A 17931-nucleotide genomic window follows, 5' to 3' on the forward strand; every position below is an offset into this window, starting at 1 on the left:
TCGCGCCGAACCATGCTGTTCGGCGACAGGAGACGTCTGTCATGAGCCGACACCCTTCCAACGTGATCCCTTTCCCCAACAACCCTGCGCTTCAGGTGCCTTCGACGCCGAAGCCATCCAGCCGGCTGAAGCGACTGGCGAAGTTGCAAGAAACCACAAGCCAGAGTTCGACTTCCAGGTCACAAGCAATTCCTCAGGCCATGGCCAAGTGCGCGGCAACGCCTGATGCCTTGCCCGATCCGGCGATCGTCGCGCAGGTCGTGATCGGCTTCGCCCGACGCAAGGGCATCGCGATGGACAGCATTCCGAAAATCTTCCGCGAGCAACTTCTTGCGCTGTGTGCGGCCGGCGATCCGACGACGCTGATGTTGCGCGACTGGCTCGAGGGCAATCGCAAGATGCTCACCATCGATGGGATGCCCGGACCTTGTGGGGCGCATGGAACGAGGGAGGGCGCGTGATGGAAACCCTGACCGATCGCATCACGCGTTACCTCCTTGCCCGCATCCGCCGACTGGCCATCCTCGATCTCTACGAGCGCGCCGCTGTCGTTGGCTTGCTGGAGGCGGACTTCATCGTCGAAGGCGATGAGACGTCCGGCACGGTCTGGCGTGTCCCGGAACAGTCCTTGCGCCTACTCGATGCTGAGCCGGTCAAGGCGCGTGCCGAACTCGAGCGGCTTCTCGGGAAAGCGCCATACAAGACGACAACCCTCGACGTGCTGATGCAGGACCTTCCCGGAGAGCCGCCGCGTGACAAGGCTCGCTCTGTCGGGAAGACCAAGAGCAACCATGAAACCCGTGCGGCCGCCGGCCCACTGAAGTCGACTTCGGGCGCGGCTCAGGAGAAGACGCCATCGACGTGCCGCGAATTCCTGGCACTGCTTCGGGAACATATTGCTCCACCTGTTGTCGCCCACGTCGCTGTCGCCCTGCTGGTTGCCCGTGCCGTTGGTTCAAGCGTTCCCGACCTGTCAGCATTGTCGGCCGTCATCAGGCATCCAGGAGCCTTTGTGCTGATCAAAGCGCCGGTTGGCCGTTTCGAACGCCGCTTCGGTCTCATGCTCGAAGATGGCTTGATCCTGCCGTACTGGACGAAGCTCGAAGACGTCCATCGCAGCAGCCCGCTCTCGGACGGATACGGTGATCGCCGCCGCGGAAAGCCCCGCAAGACGATCAAGACACTTGCCGGGACAGATGTGCCGAAGGCGGTCGAGCGGTCGTTGAGCCGATTCCTTGTCGATGTCCTGCTCGAGCGGTCAGCGCCCGTGGTTCTTGCCGATGAGACAAAGACCGCGCTTCCGCCCTTTGCGTCGATGACGGCCGATCTCGTTCTTGAGAGCGGTGGTCTCGATCATGAACTGATCGCGGAACTCCTGCAGACGTGTTGCGGCATCGCGCCGAAGCACTCGCTGCGGCAGATGGAGAAGATGGCGCTTGATCTTGAAGGGCTTTCGATCGATGCGCTGGCGTTGGCAATTCGTCCCGGGCGCGGTCTCGAACACATCCTGTCGATCCTCGAAGTCCTCGGCGAACGGGCGCGATCCGCCGACAAGTCGGGCGATGACGACGACGACGGCCGCGTCTCCGGGCGCGGCAGTGATCGGTCGGGGCGGCCAAAGGTCAAGAGCCGCTTCCTGATCAACGACGGTGAAGACCCACCAAAATCCATGGATGGCATCGATGTCGTTCAACCGGAGAAGCCAGCGGAGTCGTCCGGGAAGGAGAGCAGTGGCAGCGCATCCGTTGATCCGGCCAATCCGGAACACAGCCGGCTGCGTCAGCTTCGGGTCGAGACGCTCTCGGGTTATGGCGAGGCTCGGGATTGGGCGCTCGACCTCAAGACAGACCTGCAGCTCTGGCGCGACGGTGGGTTGGCCTGGAATGAAATGAGCACCAAGCTGATGCTGTCCGGGCCGCCCGGCACCGGCAAGACGACCTATGCCCGCGCGCTCTGCAATACATTGCAGGTTCCACTGCTTGTGACATCCGTGGCGTCCTGGCTTGAACCCGGCTATCTCGGTGATGTCCTGAAGCGCATGTCCAGAGCCTTTGAGCTGGCGCGGGAAAATGCGCCCGTGATCCTGTTCGTGGATGAGATCGACAATATCGGCAGCCGGTCTTCAGGTCGACGGGAGCAGCATGATGACTACTGGCGCTCGCTGATCAACCGGCTGCTTGAGCTTCTCGATGGGACTTCGAAGACCGACGGCGTGATCGTCGTTGCGGCGACGAACCTCCCCGGAAAGATCGATCCGGCCCTGCTGCGGTCGGGGCGATTGGAAAAGCATGTCGCCATCCCCCTACCGGATACGGAGGTGCTGGCCGGCATCCTCGCTCATCATCTCGGTGACGATCTGGCGGGTGTGTTGGCGTCTGCGCCGTCGGGCAGCTCCAGAACGATCAAGGCCGAACGGCAACGGCAAGTGCTTATCGAACGCGATGCGGATGTCATCAACGAATCCAATCCAGGAGTTTCCCGCGATGCGTGAAGCAAATCAGTCAGTCACATCAAACCAGCATGCCGATCTTCGACGGCTCGCCTTGCTGGCGTCCGGCAGCACCGGAGCCGACATTGAGCGACTTGTTCGTGACATCAGACGAAAGACCAGAAGGCAGCAGCGGTCCCTGACTTGGGGCGATCTCGAGCATGCCCTGCTCGCCGGCCAGCTGAAACTCTCGGACGATGTGCGGTGGCGCACCGCCATTCATGAAGCCGGTCATGCCATCGCCTTCTGTGACATGGGGATCGCAGAGGTCATTACCGCAAGCATCGGGATGGGAGGAATGGGGCAGGTGGTCAGCCGTCAAGGTCAACATCTCCCGCAGACGCAGGACTGGCTGATGCGCAGCGTGGCCTGCATGCTGGCCGGGCGGACGGCAGAGGTGCTGATCTTTGGTGACACGGTGGCCGGGGCAGGTGGATACGATGATAGCGATCTCGCCAGGGCCACCGAACATGCGGTCGCCGCCGAGACCCGGCTCGGGTTCTCCAATCATCAGCCGTTGCTCTATCGGTCTGCGGCGGGAAGCATCAATGACCTCAGTCTCGACCGGCATCTGGCCGACCGGGTCAACAGTCGCCTTATGGAAGCCGAAGCGATGGCCCGCAGTCTGCTGGAAAACAGGCGGGACGCGCTGGTCGCCATCGCAACGCGGTTGAAGGACGTCGGGGTCATGACGGGCGAGGAGATCACGCGTCTGCTCATCGCGTCCCCCGGTCCACCTACCTGACGAAACCCGGCGGGGAGCTCTGAAACCGCGATTCCTGCCGGCGCCACCCCGATTCCGAGTTCCCGATTGCCGATTCCGAAGTCGCGGAAATCGATTCCGATCTACGGAAGTTCGATTCCCGCTCCGGTACAGGCACCGTTGGGACGAGTTCGGGTGACCTGCCATCGGCTGCCGTCGGAGGTGGCGTAGGCTGCAAGAGGACGATGACGAGGTGTGTCGGAGTGACCCTCGATGCCTCACCACAATCCAGCCGCAGAGCTGGTTGGACAGGCCTCAGGGTACGTTGTCGAGAGTTGTGATGCTGTCCGCCTCCGGAAGGCGGCATCTCAACGTGGCGGCAATGCACTTCACGCCGGATCAAGTCTTCTGCAAATCGATTCGCATCAGATCAAAGCACCATGCCTTGGTCTACGTTCCGGGCAACTCGTAACACATCATCTCAATTTACCCTTCCGCGATTCCTGATCCAATTTTCTCGTTGCCAAACTCCCTATCGGCGATTCCGACAAGCCGCATTTGCAGGCTGAAGGCCGTCCCGCTGGCGATTGGAGACGCACCTGCCCTCCCAGTCCGAAATGTCAACACAGGTAGCCCCGCTTGTTCCTTGCGTGGCCGGCACCGAGGCTGAGGCTCCACAACAAGGAGACAGGCAATGCCCCGGAAATCGAAGAAACAACGCAGTGCAGAACAGGTCGCCCGGCAGCAGCGGGTGAGGGATGCGGCCAAGGCCCGACGTCGGCCGTCTCGTGACGATCTGGCGAGGGTGCTGCTCTGGAAAATGATCACCGCCGCTCAGAGACGGAAAGATGCGCAACTTGCTCTGGACAAGCTGTCCGAAGCCATCGTTGGCGAGCTGGAACGCCAGGGCTTCGATGTCCGCGAAAGCGAGGATGTCTTTGAAGACCTGGCCGATCGGTACTCGGATGGCCTTTTTCCGTTCCGGCCTAAATGGCATCTCAAGCCTCGACCTATGGTCTCTCAACCATGATGTTGATGGCGGGGGTGCGGCGGTGTTAGCTCACACTTCCTCTGAAGGCTTGCAGTATCATTCCGCAAACGGCGTTCCACTATTTCCCAACGTCTTCCCCCCATTACTCCTGATCACGGCGTTTGCATAAGAATCGCGGGAGGAGGCCGATCAAACGTGAAGCAGGTCCTCCAGGAACTCTGAACCTGGCGTGACCGCCGAGACGAAGAGATGGTCCCGCGCGCGGGTTGCGGCGACGTAGAGCAATTGTCGCTCTGTCGCCACGACCTCGTCCAGCTCGAACTCGTCGGCGACCTCATCGATCCGCGTCGCCAGCGGCAGGACCCCCTCATCGCATGCGACGATCAGGACTGCACGGAATTCCAATCCTTTTGCGAGATGCATCGTACCGATGAGCACTGCCTCTTCCGTGCCCCGCCTGACAAGCGATGAAACTGTCTCGACGGCTGCCAGTTCGGCCACCTTCGATGCACGAGCGATCTGATCGTTTGATCGACAGAAGATGCCGATCTCGTTGGCTCGTATTCCCTGTTCCAGGAGGTTGCGAAGGAATTGCGCCGCCGCCGTAGCCTCCTCATCCATTGTAGGTGCAACGACGATAACCGGCTCGACGCCATCGAAGACAGATACAGTTCCCTTGCGTTGATCTTCCTCGCCGTCGACGTCGCGGACACTTTCGGGAAGCAGCCTGTCCGCCATCCTTCTAATCTGATGCGAGGTGCGATAGTTGACCTTGAGCGTGAACGACCGCCCACGCACTTCAATACCCAGCCCCTTCCAGGAAAACGGCTGCTGGAAGATGCGCTGGCCGATATCCCCGGCGAAGAAAAACGAGTCCGGTCGGTTGGGCACTATGGCGTTCAAGAACCGCAGTTCGGCGACGCCGAGGTCCTGGGCTTCATCGACGACTACATGCGTATAGGGCCTGTCTGCGCGGTCCCGGAAGTGGTCGGTAACCACAGTGAACAGGTCGGCAGCGGTCAACAGCGCCTTTGCACGCAATTGCCTGCGTACCTCCGCAAACACTGTCCAGAGTTCATCGCGCTGTTTCGCGCCAAGTCGATTCTTACGCCCCATCCGCGGCACAGTTGCATAAGTTTCGGCGCTATCGATTTGCCAGGCGTCGATGACGTGCTCCCATTCGGAATTCAGGAACTGCGGCGTGTATTTCGTTGTGCTGCCCGCATTCGCCGCGTCGGTGATAAGTGCCCTCAGTTTCTCCCGACCGATCAGATAGGCCTTTCGACCCGTCATGAGCGCGAACAGGTCAGCAGCCGCTTGTTCGAAGGACGATATGGTCACCCTGTCGGCGAGAGAGGGGGTGTCGGCAAGGAGCACGCCAAGCTTGCGCTTCAGCGCGGCGGCAAGCGGCTCCGAGAAGGTCGTCAAGAGCACCTTCGCCTGAGGCTCGTTGCGGAGAATGCGAGCGACGCGGTGCAAGGCGACCACCGTCTTTCCGGTGCCGGCCGAGCCGACCACGCGCACCGGTCCGGAGAAGTCTCGATCCACCAACGCCTTCTGCGATGGATGAAGGAAGACTGCCCATTTCTCGAATGGCTGGTCGAGCGCCGCCGCCAGCTCCTCATGCCCTTCCAGAATACGAAACCGCCGTTGAGCGTCGGGATGGCTATAAGGATCGGAGGTAGCCGGCGGAGTCGGCTTACTCAGGACACCCGTTGCCGCATATTCCAGCAAAGCCTCGGCTGCTTCCTGGGGTAGATGATTGGCAAGCGTGAAGAATTTGTCTTCGCTTGCACCGAGGACATCTTTGATCCAGTCCTCGGGGACCCCGATCGACAATGCGTCGTCGGTTGACAGTTTTGAAAACAGCGGCAAAGCAGAAGCCGATGGCGTTGACTGAACGAGGAACGGCAACTCTGGCTGTCGCGCCGGCGCCGGCTGGATCACGATCTCTTCAACCCGTTCACGCACTTCGACGATCTGAAGTGCACCTGTGCGCGGATGGGTCTCGATTCTCCGTCGTTCTGCCCACTTGTAGGCGTCGTCGTGGTGGTCGACGTAGGCGAGCATGACGCTGTCGCCGGTCTTGTGGATGATAATCCGGAGATCGCGATTGACCCGCACCGACCAGAAGTTCGGGTCCTTGGACGCATCGATCCTGTGGAACTGCAGGCCTGGCCGGTTCGGATCGGTCTGCAGATCGAACGCCGTCAGCTTCACCTGCTTCTGTTCGTCATTGGTGAGCTTAGTGAGCGAGGTCGTAAAGCTGTCGGCGAGAATCGTGGGCATTACACAATCCCCGCTTCAGCGATAAACGGCGACCTCGCCATGACCTTGTCGTCTATGCGGCCACTGAGCGTCATTACCAGCTTGGACTTAGCTCGTGTCATCGCCACGTAGAACAGCCGTCTTTCCTGTTCCTTCTGGTTTTCCGTCTCGGCATGCACCGACGGCCAAATGCCGTCGTTGACATCCAGCATGATAACCGTGTCGAATTCCTTTCCTTTTGCCCGCAGCGCCGTCATGAGGTGAATTGGTCGGGACCACATGTCACCGACAGATCGAGCATTCTGTTGCGCTTCGTCATCGTCGATCGGCACCTGGGCAGTCTGCCGCTTGGCCTCTTCCAGGTCCTCGATGAATCGCTCCAAATCGTCTCCGTATCGGGAGGCAAAACGGCTCAGGTAAAAGAATGGTGGATCGGCAAAGAAAATGTCCTCGTTGCTCTTTCCGTAATCCTTCTCCATGCCGCTGAGTTGACTTACGGCATCCAAGATTTCGGAAACGGTTTCGCCTCGTAGTATAGGGCGAATGGCGGACGCAAAGGACTGCGCCATTGCACGACCGTCTTTTTGCTTTTTGAGTTCGCCTGCATAGGAGCCAAGTAAATCTAGTGCTTCGTCATATGTCCTCGGAGCCGATCTATTCAGATGTGCCTCAAGCTGGCCCTTATCGTTCTTGCTGAGCGGATAACGTTTTACGACGTCACAAAGCGTCAGCACATCCTCAACAATTTTTCTGGGTCGCGGGCGACCGCGCGCGTCGGCGCAAATGCTGAGTACGTCGATAAGACTATCAAAGGCCTTGCTTAGGAACACTTGAAGGTCCTCAGCTGCACAAAAGGGAATATTCTGAGAAGCTAAGAGTATCTGATACGGAATTAACTGTGCCCGTTTTCTGGAAATTAGGGCAAGACGCCCTTGTGGTGGCTTTTTGCCCGACGAAAGGTCTTTGCGAAACTCTTCGATCGTGCTCACGACCTCGTCAATCGCTTCATGGAACGTGGGTTTGGGACGGACTTCAATGGTAGCCGTGGCTGTCTGAACAGCCTGTACGTTCTTTGGAACGCGATTCTTGTTTATTTTTATCAGCCTTTGTGAGTGATCGACGATGTTTGCGGGGCAACGATAGTTTTTCTCCAGAATGAAGGTCTCAAACTTCTTTGAGAGGTATTTCTCCGGGTTGACAATATATTTGAATGTAGCGCCTCTCCATTCGAATATTGCCTGATCGTCATCTCCCACAATAACGAGGCTGGCGTCATTAATGGCTGTAATCGCTTTGATCATATTCAGGTCTAGCGGGTTTACGTCCTGAAATTCATCAACGAGAATATTTGTATATCTTGCTCCGCCCAGAGGTTTTTTGCCCGCCTCGATCTGCTTTAGAAGATCGAGCCAGGCAACATACTTCTGGTCCTCCAGCGTGAAAAGTGATTGGCTGAACAGGTGGTCGCAGGCCTTGGACCAGAATTTGAGCAACTCCTTGAGGGTCTTCTCTTCATTCCCATCGATGTCCACCCCCAGGCTCTTCAGATCGCGAAGCGCCGTTTCGAGAATTATGAACAGCCCTTGGTCCTTCAGCCGATCGACGTGCTGCCATTGAATTTCGGCTTTTTCTCTATGGTTGAAACCCAGCGACTTCAGCAGGTCCATGAGATTCATCACGACCTTGCCAGCGGCGAACTTCTGATGATCAATCATACCTTTGATCAGCTTATTGTTCTGCCAAACCGGCTGCAATGCGTTCTGTACGCAGAAGGAGCGATCGGCTTCGGACGTGTGGAGTTTTGCGCTATGATGGTTTTGACGGACCCGGCGATATCCCCAGGCATTGAGGGTGGCGACTTCAACAGAGGAGCGAATTCCGGCAAACTCCGAATTTTCGCCGAGACGCTTGCGCAACTCGTCCCTGGCCGCACGCGTGAATGTCACGATCAGAAAGCGGGCGCTGCCCTTCTTGCGATCGTAAATCGATTTGCATCGCCACAGCAATGAATGAGTCTTCCCGCTTCCGGCTGGGGCGAGCAGCCTTATGTCCTCTGCCCAAGACTCACAGAACTGTTTCTGATAGACATCCAGCATTGCATCCCCCCGGAGCTAAGCGTCATTTCGCTTCACTGTTCCTCACACCCCAAACACCTTCAACACCTCGTCCCCGAAGTGGTTGATCACTTTCACCGCGATCCGCCCCGTGCTCGGCCGCGCGAACGGCCGCGAGGTATCGGCGTAGAGCGACTCCCAGGCTTCCGGGTCGATCTCTGTCCTCAGCGCCGTCTTCAGCGACTTGTAGGGATCGTTCGCGCCGAGGAAGTAGGCGTGGCGGACGAAGAAGCTCTCCTCGTCGTATTCGGTGTCGATGAACCAGGCGGCGATGCCCTTAATGTCATCAGAGCGGATTTCGCCGGTCGAGGGGTCGAAGACATCGACGCCGTGGACCTTCACCTTGATCTCACCACCGGGCGCATCGAGGATTTCGACATCCGGCTCGCCGAAGACGACGAAGAGGTTGCCCTTGCCGGTGTTCTTCAGGTCCTCGGCCATGTGCAGGTCGGGGTTCATGCGTGCCTTCAGGATGGCGAGTGGGCCGAGGCGGTTGAGGTCGGTCGCCTGGGCGTCGAAATTGAAGGCGCAGGCGATCAGCACGTCGAAGCGGGCGTCGGAAGCCTCGCGGGCGGCGGCGGTAATCTGGCTGCGGGTCAGCGTGCCGAATTCCGGGCCGATCAGGATCGCCGCGCGTTTCTCGATAGAGCCGCCATCGGCATAGCGGCCCTCGGCGGCGATATAGTTACCCGGCCAGGGCTCGATGGAGTTGAAGTGGATCGTATCACGCTTCTCCTGCTGATGGACGCCGGCACTTCTCAGATGCGCCAGCACCATCTCCCCGAAATCGGCCTCCGGCATGTTGGCGGGGGTGGATGCGCGCGAGGTGATTGCGCCGGCTGCGCCAAGCTCCGCGCCCAGTGTATCCTCGCGGGCGGCGACGACACGATGCGGTGACAGGCTCTCGACGGTGAAAGGCCCGGCAACGCGCACCTTGGTCTTGTCCTCATAGGGACGGTCATAGAGCGGTTCGACATCGGCGGCGCGGGCGATCGAGGCGTCGATTTCCTTCTGGCGGGCAATGCGCCCCTCCCACCAGCCGGCATGGAGTTTGCGCACCGCGTCGGTCACGAGATGCACCTTGGCCCCCCCGTCCTTGCTGTCGAGCCAAGCGTCGAGATCGCGGGGAATTTCCCATTCCTCGAAGGTGGTGGACAGCGCCTCGTTGAGCTGGCGACGCAGCGGCTCGAGTACGTCCTGCCACTTATCCCAGATCACGTCGATTTGTGAGTTGTCAGCGATGGATTTGAGAGTAATGCGCGGAGCCCGCTCATAGACGAAACCCTGACGAATGTCGCCAGTCGCCCTGGCGTCGGGGAGAATCTTACCCGAAACTTCCCGTTCTTTTGCGTGCCCCTCAGGAGTGTCTGAAAGAAAATAGTACGGATACTGGGCGCACATCAGCCTTGTGCGGGCGAGTGCTAGTGCCACCCGGGAGGTATCGATTGTGATCCAGCGCCGTCCCCATTGCTCAGCGACTGCTGCTGTCGTTCCCGAACCACACGTGGGGTCTAGCACAAGATCGCCCGGGTCCGTGCTCATTAGTATGCAGCGTTGCACGACCTTTTCTGAGGTTTGCACAACATAAGACATGTCTACCTCGCCGCGGGTGTCGGTCCACAAGTTTACGACTGGCGAGTATGCGAAATCCAACAGGTAGCGTTTGAGAATTCTTTGGCCGACCTGGGGGAGCAACCGACGGGCACGAGCAATACGGTTCAAACCGCTTTGTGTGAACTTGAAATGATATCGTGGAGCACATGGAATAGTCAGTGGCCCCGCCTCAGAAACGTATGAGAAGAACTTGGGGGCGTTTGGTGATTCCCCGGCTGAAAAAAGGCTGTAGGTGGCGAACAGCCGGTCGCCATCGGGAAGTGTGCGGTAGTCCTCGATCTCAGACGCAATCGCGGGCCGGAATGCTCCAGACGCCGTCTCAACCCGTTTGTATTCGGCCGCGCCTTCCTCTCCCGGCTGCTTCTTTGTGTAAAGCTGACGGTATTTTGAGAGCTTTACGTCCTTTGCATACCAGATGATGTAATCATTTGTTCTTCCTAGATGAGCAGCACCCTGTCCTGCCGTTTTTTGAACTGATATCTCCGAGATGAAATTCTTGTCACCGAAAACCTCGTCCAGCAGCGCTCTTACCCGGTGAACATTCTCATCACTTATCTGCACGAAGATCGAACCGCTTTCTGTCAGCAATTCCCGCGCCACCATCAGCCGGTCGCGCAGATAGGTTAGATAGGAGTGGATGCCGTCCTTCCAGGTGTCGCGGAAGGCCTTCACCTGTTCCGGCTCACGGGAAACGTCCTCCTTCTTGCCGTCCTTCACGTCCCGGCTCATGGTCGAGACCTGCCAGTTCGAATTGAACTTGATGCCATAGGGCGGGTCGAAATAGATGCACTGCACTTTGCCGCGCATCTCCTCGCGCTCGGCGAGGCTCGCCATCACCTGCAGCGAGTCGCCGAGGATCATGCGGTTCTGCCAATGCTTGGTGTGCTGGTAGAATTCCGCCCGCGCCTCCGGATCGGCAATGCCATTGAAATCGGCGAACAGATCGGGCGCGTCCGACTTCTCCTCGCGCGCCCTGTTCGTCCGGCGCTTGAGATCGTCGATGATCGCCTTGGGATGCACCTTTTCCTGGATGTAGAGCGGCGGCGCGTTGACCACGAGATCGGACCAGTCCTGCCGGTCCTTGCCGCGCCAGACGAGCTGGGCGTCGCCGATCTCGATCTCGCCGGTCTCGGCGAGCTTCTTCATCTGCGCCTCAGTGATCCTGATCTTCGCGCCGTTCCAGATGATCTGCGGATCGCGGTCCATGTCCCGATCCCGCACTTCGCCCTCAGCCAGCGGCCGGTCGCGCGGAATGCGCATCTCACGGGAACTCTCGCCCAGTATCTCCACCTGCTGCTCATAGAGCGACGCCATCTCGGCCGTCGGATTGTTCAGCCTCACCGCCTTGTCGTGTGTGAGGGTGGAGACGTCTTTTTCGCGCGGGGTCTTGGCCATCAGCGGCTTCCTATCATGTGTCTTTCAATCGGCGCGAAGGCCAAGTTCGACGGGGTTTAATCCCCGACGTATGCGTGCTCGGTCGTTGCCTCGGATGCAATAGGTTCGGGAATTTCGAGATCGCCACGTAGCGCAGACAGCAGTTCATTTCCTGCCTTTGCCAGGCGCTCAGCCCGGGAAACTATCCACGCTGGCAGCTCACCTATATCGGTTGTCGCAAGCGAGGGCTCGATGTATTGCTGCGCGAGCTTTTCATCGTCGATGCTGTATTTCGCGACGTAGTTCATCGGATTATTCTTGGAAATTCGGATGTTCGTCTTGGGGCCTATCAACGCAATGTTTGCCAAGGCGTTGACCAGGGATTCAGGATGGCTGTTGCCGACAAACCCGCGAGGAAAAATGTGATGAAACTGCGGCGTAAAACCAGCCACAAGCTCGTCCGAATCGAAACCGATTCTCATGTACGGTTTGTCCCAATCGACGGCTCCTGACTTGTGGATCAGCAGATAAAGCAGGAGGCGACCAAATCGGCTGTCGGAGTAGTCGCGCATGAAATCCTCCGACGTCAGCATCGGTAGGTAGCGAATTCTCGCCAGCAGGCGCTCGAGTGCATCCTTGACGTTCGACGAGTCCGCGATCTCCTTCAGGTCTTCTTCCATCGAGCTCGTAGATGACGTCGAGTAACGTCCGAAACGCGACGCTTGCAGGAACCAGTAGAAGACCTGATTGAAAGGGGCTTCGGGATAGCGATCCAGCAACGCAGTCAGCGGGACCAAAGCGTTATCCGAAGGAAGGAGAGCATTGCCCGAGATGCCACGTTCGCGCAGATGCTTGACTGTCAACGCCCACGCCTTCTTCGTTCGGTCCCACGTAGGCAGTATGTGCGCCTCGTTCCAGAAGTCCGTGTCGATATCCTTGTATCGGATGCGTTTCCGCCCAATGCCGGTGAGGGTGCGGAACACCAGGTTGGGAGTCACGTCAAAGCCGGACTCGGCTAGGCTTTCGATATAGGGAAGGTAATGTTGACGAACCCAGCCGGGCGTTCGCGCTGCTACAACACCGAGATAGATGTCGGCCTCGGTGACTCGGGTACCGCGGCTGTTGAGGCGAGCAAATATTTCGACAACGTCTTCGAGTTCGTTGTCTACCGTGATCAGAACGACTTCCTTGTCACGAGTTTTTCGCAGCCGATCCAGCCTTGTATAGACCTCGGTGACGTCCATGCCATCACACAATCCGTCCAGTTTTACTTGCTTGGCGAGGTCCAGAAGTTTCTTTTGATCGGCCTCGTTCTCGACATCGAGGTTCAGAATATCTCGGATGGGTATGTAGCGCTTGGTCGTGACTTTTCGGGTTGCTGCATTGGCAACAACGAAGAACGGTGGCGTCTTTGCATGGACGTCAAACCTGATGTCATACTTGCGAACCAGATCGTCCCACGGCTTTCCTGAATGCCACCAGTATGGCTTGCGGCCACTCAGGATACACAATGCCGTGGTACGCTGCTGCCCGTCGACCACCCACTGCTTTGGGCCCTGCGAGTCCACGGCCCCCTGGGTTTCTACTCCCGCGCCGCTGTCCCAAATGAGCAACGTTCCGACTGGATAGTTGAGCCACAGAGACTCAGCCAAGTCCCTTACTTGGGTAGGCTTCCAGACAAATCCGCGCTGGAACTCAGGAATGCTCCACTCATGACCAACAGACCGTTTTACAATGTCTTTAACTTTCGCCGATGTGTAAGCCATAATTCCCCTGCGCTCTTCCGACCCTAGTCCCTAGTATTTTTGCGTTTCGTGCTTCAAGAAACTTCGCGCATAGTTGCCGATCGCTCATTGAGGAAGTTGTCGATCAATTTCCCGTAGTCTTCCTCCATCGCAAAAGCGTTTCGGAATTCAGCAAACGCCCAACGACCATAGGCTTTGAGATTGTTGACGCCGGGGACCCAGAGGTTCGTCATGGTCTCGGCCTTGATTTGCTCGTCGAGACCGCGGAAGCCTTTGACCTCCACGATCAGGTTCAGCGGATCATCCGGCCCTCGGCCATCATCAACCTGTATGATGAAGTCCGGCAGGTAGCGGCGCGGCACGCTGCCGGAGCGATAGGGCACTTCGAAACCGAGCGCCTGATTCTTGACGTAGGAGATCGTGGCCGGATGCGCTTCCACGACTCGGGCAAACTCCGCCTCCCAATCGCTGTCGCAAACGACATAATTTACGTGACTGAGGCGGGTCTCCCAAAGCGTCTGCTTGGTCGTGATGAAGGATACTTGGTCGGTGTAGCCATGCGGATTGTAGGGATCGAGCATCGCCTTCGCGACACTCTCCCCATCTTCGCCGGCGCTGCGGACGATGGCTTGGTAGATGAGCTCGGATGCTTTCTCCGCCAGCTCGGCATAGGTCAGCATGCCCGCCCTGGTGCCGCCAGTGAGCTTCAGGCAAGTGGCAATCCAGCGCCGGGTAATGGGCTGGAGCTGATTATAGAGGTAATAGGGAACGTCCTGATCCGGCTCACGGAAATACATCTCGATGAGCTTCTTGGTGAGATGCGTCGCGACGGTGTTCGGCCGCATGTCATCGAGCGCATCCGGAGAAATGTCATGGCCTTCGCCGACCAGCCCTTCGAGACGGACCGTACAGGGGCCGACCAATTCTGGCGTCAGGTCGAGGACTGAGTCCGCCGAGAAATTGGCGGAAAAGCTCTCGGAGGGGAGCTCGGCGCGATAACCGGCAACGCACGGAAAGCGGATGGAAAGGTCGTTGCGCTCTTTCAGCGCATGGACACGTGTGGTCGGCTTCGGTGGTGTTCGTGTGACCTCCTGGGGTTCGGTGGCGAAGTCGAAGGGAATGCCGAGGATGTCGGCGTATTCCGTGTTGAACAGCCCCCTGTCGTTCAGCTCATAGGACTGGCGGCGCAGGCCTCGACCAATCACCTGCTCGCAGAGGAGCTGCGTTCCGAATGCGCGAACGCCAAGGATGTGGGTGACCGTGTTGGCATCCCAGCCCTCGGTCAGCATCGAGACGGAGACGACGCAACGCACCTGCTCCCCGAGCTTGCCCTTCTGCCCGACGGTGTTCATCACTTCGCGCAGTAGTTCGGAATCCGATAGCTTGTCCGCCGCCGCGGCACCCTCGCGCTCCTTGATCTCCCTGCGGAACTGTTCGATTTCCGCCTCGGCCATATCGCGGAATTTGGAATCCAGCGCCTCGCCGGATTCGAGCTGCTGGGAATCGATCAGCAGTGTGTTCATGCGCGGCAGCCGATTGCCGTTGCGGTCATCGTAGTTCCGGAAGAGTTCCAGATGCCCGTAATGCTTTGTCTGGCGCTCACCTTCAACTTCCCGTTCCCAGCCGGAAATCCATTCGAATATGAGCTTCGAACTGGCAGTGTTGTTGCAGACGACGATGAACACCGGCGGGACGCCGATGCCGACCTTTTGCCAGGCCTCGAACTCCTTCTCGTAGTGGGAGTAGAGCGAGTAGAGCGCGGTCTGCAGTTCGGCAGGTATGCTCAACGGATCAAGATCGCCGGATTTGCCCGCCCCCTTCTTCGGCATCTTCTTTCCGATGTGATCCCAAAGATTGCGGAACACGGGGGTGACGGCATTGACGGCATTGTCCGACACCGGCACGCGGGGCAGCTTGACGATGCCGCACTCGATAGCATCGACGAGCGAAAAGTCGGAAACCACCCAGGGGAAGAGTGTACCTTCCTCGTATCCCGATCCACGCAAGAAGAACGGTGTCGCCGAGAGATCATAGACCGCGCGAACGCCGACTTTCCGCTTCAAAGCCTCGATGCCGGAAATCCAAAGCCGTGCAGCTTCATTGTTTTCCTTGGCTTCGTCCTTTTCCTCGCCCTTCAGTTCATCTTCTTCGTGGCTTCCCGGACGTTCGCGATAGCAATGGTGCGCCTCGTCGTTGATGACGACGACGTTCTTCATCTGCAGGAGATCGCCGCAGGCCCGCTGAAGCATCTGTCCCTCGGTCTCGAGTTCCTCGATTGCTTCTCCTTTCCAGCCCTTCATCAGGCGGAGACCTACTGCGTTCAGCTCGTGAGCCTTGCGCCGCTGAAAGACGTGATAGTTGACGATTTCGATCTTCGCCTTGTTCAGGTCGGGCATCATGTCCTGTGGGACAAGTTCCCGAGAGCGATAGTAGCTATTGCCGTCAGAAGGTTTCAGTACGCGCAGTCGGTCCTTGATGGTGATGCCGGGCGCAACGATGAGGAAACCTCTCGAGAACAAACTGGAGTTCGGCTGCCGAGCGGCATTGATTGCTTGCCAGGCAATGAGCATGGCCATGACGGTTGTCTTGCCGGCGCCGGTGGCCAATTTCAGCGCAAGACGAAAGATTTCTGGGTTGGCATCTCGGTTTGCTTCTTCGAGATGGCGGAAGATGTGAGCGTACTGCTTGTTCTTGCGCGCCACCTCGGCAAGCCAGATCGCAGTTTCAACGGCCTCCACCTGGCAATAGAAGGGGCGGGGGCCGGAGAAGTTGTCGCTTCGCCAATATTGGAGCAATCGCTGGGTAACGGGCGTGACGCCCCAGTCGTTGGGATTGGGAATTGAGCGCCATGACGCGATGTGGCCGCGAATTTCGTTGATGATCGGCGTAGGGTTGTAGTGGCTGCTGCCGTCCTTGGTCTGGTCGAGATCAAGCGTAGCCTGCTTTTTTGCATCTGCTTTGATCTTGCGGCTCTTCGGAACGGGGGCCACGTATTTCGACCGGCGCCGGCCTTCGATGGGCGGTTGATTGAGCGGCTCGCCACTTTCGGACAGCGCATGATGGCGCTTGGGAACTTCGTATGGCGAATTAAGAATTGGCTCGGCGTAAAATGGCTTGGTCATGCAATCTGTCCCAGAATCGGCATCGCCATTCAATCGCCTCCGCGAGGGTGATGCAACTCCTACGATGCGGATTACTGTGTTTGGCAAAGAATTGCACACGGAAATTATTTCCGCATTGTAGCCCGATAACCGTCTGTTGGATGCGTCTTTGTCCTTGTTATTTTGGCACCAGGATAAGATTGTCCGTACTTAACAACTGCTCTCCATTCCACCGATACGCGCAGGGCCTTTCTATGTAGTCGAGGCAGAGGGCATTGTGTGCAGCAAGTTCAGGCTGACTGAGCATTTTGTAGTGCCCGAAGAACACAGGTTTTTCCTGCGCGCCATAAAAGTTGATCCCGCCACTTTCGATCACAGGCGTATCCGGAAGGTCGTCTGAACGAGGCACGGACAGCGCAGAGCTTCGCCACGTGCGATCGCCTGCCTGCCACCATTTCAGCCGGACCGCGGTGCGGGTATGTCCTTTTATGTCCGTGAAAGAATGGCCGTGCGGCAGCTCGGCCTCTGGCCCCTTTAGACTGGATAGGACCGCGTCCGCGAATGGACTGGCATCCGTCTCGAACGCCAACTCCTGCAAATCATCTCGCTTCAAACGCGCATCGCCGGTTCGGCGTCGAATAGTGTCGATGTGACGATCGTCCCAGTATGCGTGGACAAGTCTGATCCCGGGCAGGTCCATAAACAGTGGTAGCGTCATGAACCAATCGAGCACTTCTTGCGTCTGAGGTGCGCCTATTGGAAATTCTTTCAGAAACGTTTCGTGCTGTGCGGTATTCTTTAGGGTGTGAGCCCGCATGAACCCGTCGCTAGTGCGCTCCGAATTTTCGCCGTGCTCATGATAGAGTAGCGCGTTGAGTTCGTGATTGCCCATGATCGCTATCGCGTGACCGTGCCGTTGCATTGCGCGCACGAGAGAGATCACCACGGAGTTTTGGTCCCCTCCATCAATGAAGTCCCCGAGAAAGGCGACAATTCGGCCCTCAGGATGTGCCCAGCATGAAGCTGATTCCCGATAGCCGAGGTAAGTGAGAGTTTTAGTTAGGCGATCCAGATCAGCGTGAATGTCGGGAATGACGTCGATATGTGAATGGTTTTGTAGCAAACGAACACCCTCGCTAGCTAGGTATGACGCCTTGGCATCATCTATGCAGTTCATCGGCGTAAATAGCTTGGTCATGCAATTGGTCCCAGAATCGGTATCGCCGATACAATCGGCCCAACGAGGGCAATGCAACTCCTGTGATGCTCATTGCTGTGTTTCGCGAAGAACTGCACACGGAAATCATTTCCGTATTGCAACAGAATCCAGGACGCCAAAGATTTGCTGCGCGAGCGTCCCGGATGGGCATCTCCGGTCTCACACACTTCCGAACGGGGATTCGCCGCTCTTTCGCAAGTTGTGGAAAATAAATCACATCGCAGTTCAATTTTGTGGAGTTTCGGGCAAACCGCCTGGGTGTACTTGATTGCACGGCCGTGCCTCTAATAGTTTCCAATCCGTTACCGCTCATG

The 17931-nt window shown here is 57.9% G+C and carries 11 protein-coding genes; 4 read left to right on the top strand and 7 right to left on the bottom strand.

Going from position 1 to position 17931, the window contains the following annotated elements; genetic code table 11:
- The first annotated feature begins 41 nt into the window (after positions 1-41).
- Complete coding sequence (locus CFBP6623_RS02470; protein WP_080842242.1) at positions 42-461, top strand: hypothetical protein; 420 nt, start codon at positions 42-44, stop codon at positions 459-461.
- Positions 461-2491 carry an AAA family ATPase gene (locus CFBP6623_RS02475; RefSeq protein WP_080842240.1) on the top strand — a complete coding sequence of 677 codons (2031 nt, stop codon included), beginning with the start codon at positions 461-463 and terminating at the stop codon, positions 2489-2491. Before CFBP6623_RS02470 ends, CFBP6623_RS02475 begins: the two co-directional genes overlap by 1 nt.
- A 19-nt stretch (positions 2492-2510) precedes the next feature.
- Here CFBP6623_RS02475 and CFBP6623_RS27055 read toward each other — a convergent pair whose 3' ends face one another.
- Positions 2511-2810, bottom strand: coding sequence for a hypothetical protein (locus tag CFBP6623_RS27055; RefSeq protein ID WP_233282617.1), 300 nt, complete (start codon positions 2808-2810; stop codon positions 2511-2513).
- Here CFBP6623_RS27055 and CFBP6623_RS02480 point away from each other — a divergent pair.
- Positions 2727-3233, top strand: a complete 507-nt coding sequence (locus CFBP6623_RS02480; RefSeq protein WP_233282616.1) for a hypothetical protein — start codon at positions 2727-2729, stop codon at positions 3231-3233. The two genes, CFBP6623_RS27055 and CFBP6623_RS02480, sit on opposite strands and share 84 nt — an antisense overlap.
- Before the next feature lie 652 nt (positions 3234-3885).
- Positions 3886-4221, top strand: coding sequence for a hypothetical protein (locus tag CFBP6623_RS02485; protein ID WP_080842238.1), 336 nt, complete (start codon positions 3886-3888; stop codon positions 4219-4221).
- A gap of 150 nt (positions 4222-4371) precedes the next feature.
- Here the strand turns inward: CFBP6623_RS02485 and CFBP6623_RS02490 are convergent, their stop codons facing one another.
- The 6 genes from CFBP6623_RS02490 to CFBP6623_RS02515 all read right to left on the bottom strand — a co-directional run bounded on the left by CFBP6623_RS02490 (position 4372) and on the right by CFBP6623_RS02515 (position 17596).
- Positions 4372-6471: a 3'-5' exonuclease gene (locus tag CFBP6623_RS02490; RefSeq protein WP_080842236.1), complete on the bottom strand. Its 2100-nt coding sequence runs from the start codon at positions 6469-6471 to the stop codon at positions 4372-4374.
- Positions 6471-8546 (bottom strand): UvrD-helicase domain-containing protein, encoded by a 2076-nt coding sequence (locus CFBP6623_RS02495; RefSeq protein ID WP_080842235.1) that lies wholly within the window; start codon positions 8544-8546, stop codon positions 6471-6473. The genes CFBP6623_RS02490 and CFBP6623_RS02495 overlap by 1 nt, the downstream gene beginning before the upstream one ends.
- A gap of 42 nt (positions 8547-8588) precedes the next feature.
- Entirely contained in the window at positions 8589-11573 is a 2985-nt protein-coding gene (locus tag CFBP6623_RS02500) for a site-specific DNA-methyltransferase (RefSeq protein ID WP_080842234.1), read from the bottom strand.
- Between the two features lie 56 nt (positions 11574-11629).
- On the bottom strand, positions 11630-13318 hold the full coding sequence (locus CFBP6623_RS02505) for a GmrSD restriction endonuclease domain-containing protein (protein ID WP_080842233.1): 1689 nt from the start codon (positions 13316-13318) through the stop codon (positions 11630-11632).
- A 53-nt stretch (positions 13319-13371) separates the two neighbouring features.
- Positions 13372-16419 (bottom strand): BPTD_3080 family restriction endonuclease, encoded by a 3048-nt coding sequence (locus tag CFBP6623_RS02510; protein ID WP_080842232.1) that lies wholly within the window; start codon positions 16417-16419, stop codon positions 13372-13374.
- A gap of 157 nt (positions 16420-16576) precedes the next feature.
- Positions 16577-17596 carry a metallophosphoesterase gene (locus tag CFBP6623_RS02515; RefSeq protein WP_080842231.1) on the bottom strand — a complete coding sequence of 340 codons (1020 nt, stop codon included), beginning with the start codon at positions 17594-17596 and terminating at the stop codon, positions 16577-16579.
- Positions 17597-17931: the final 335 nt, after the last annotated feature.

The sequence above is a fragment of the Agrobacterium tumefaciens genome (assembly GCF_005221385.1).
Taxonomy (GTDB): Bacteria; Pseudomonadota; Alphaproteobacteria; order Rhizobiales; family Rhizobiaceae; genus Agrobacterium; species Agrobacterium tomkonis.

Coding starts and splice junctions, on each gene's coding strand:
- CFBP6623_RS02485 (WP_080842238.1), top strand. CDS start 3,886: ATGCCCCGGAAATCGAAGAAACAACGCAGTGCAGAACAGGTCGCCCGG.
- CFBP6623_RS02505 (WP_080842233.1), bottom strand. CDS start 13,318: ATGGCTTACACATCGGCGAAAGTTAAAGACATTGTAAAACGGTCTGTT.
- CFBP6623_RS02490 (WP_080842236.1), bottom strand. CDS start 6,471: ATGCCCACGATTCTCGCCGACAGCTTTACGACCTCGCTCACTAAGCTC.
- CFBP6623_RS02470 (WP_080842242.1), top strand. CDS start 42: ATGAGCCGACACCCTTCCAACGTGATCCCTTTCCCCAACAACCCTGCG.
- CFBP6623_RS02475 (WP_080842240.1), top strand. CDS start 461: ATGGAAACCCTGACCGATCGCATCACGCGTTACCTCCTTGCCCGCATC.
- CFBP6623_RS02510 (WP_080842232.1), bottom strand. CDS start 16,419: ATGACCAAGCCATTTTACGCCGAGCCAATTCTTAATTCGCCATACGAA.
- CFBP6623_RS02500 (WP_080842234.1), bottom strand. CDS start 11,573: ATGGCCAAGACCCCGCGCGAAAAAGACGTCTCCACCCTCACACACGAC.
- CFBP6623_RS02495 (WP_080842235.1), bottom strand. CDS start 8,546: ATGCTGGATGTCTATCAGAAACAGTTCTGTGAGTCTTGGGCAGAGGAC.
- CFBP6623_RS02515 (WP_080842231.1), bottom strand. CDS start 17,596: ATGACCAAGCTATTTACGCCGATGAACTGCATAGATGATGCCAAGGCG.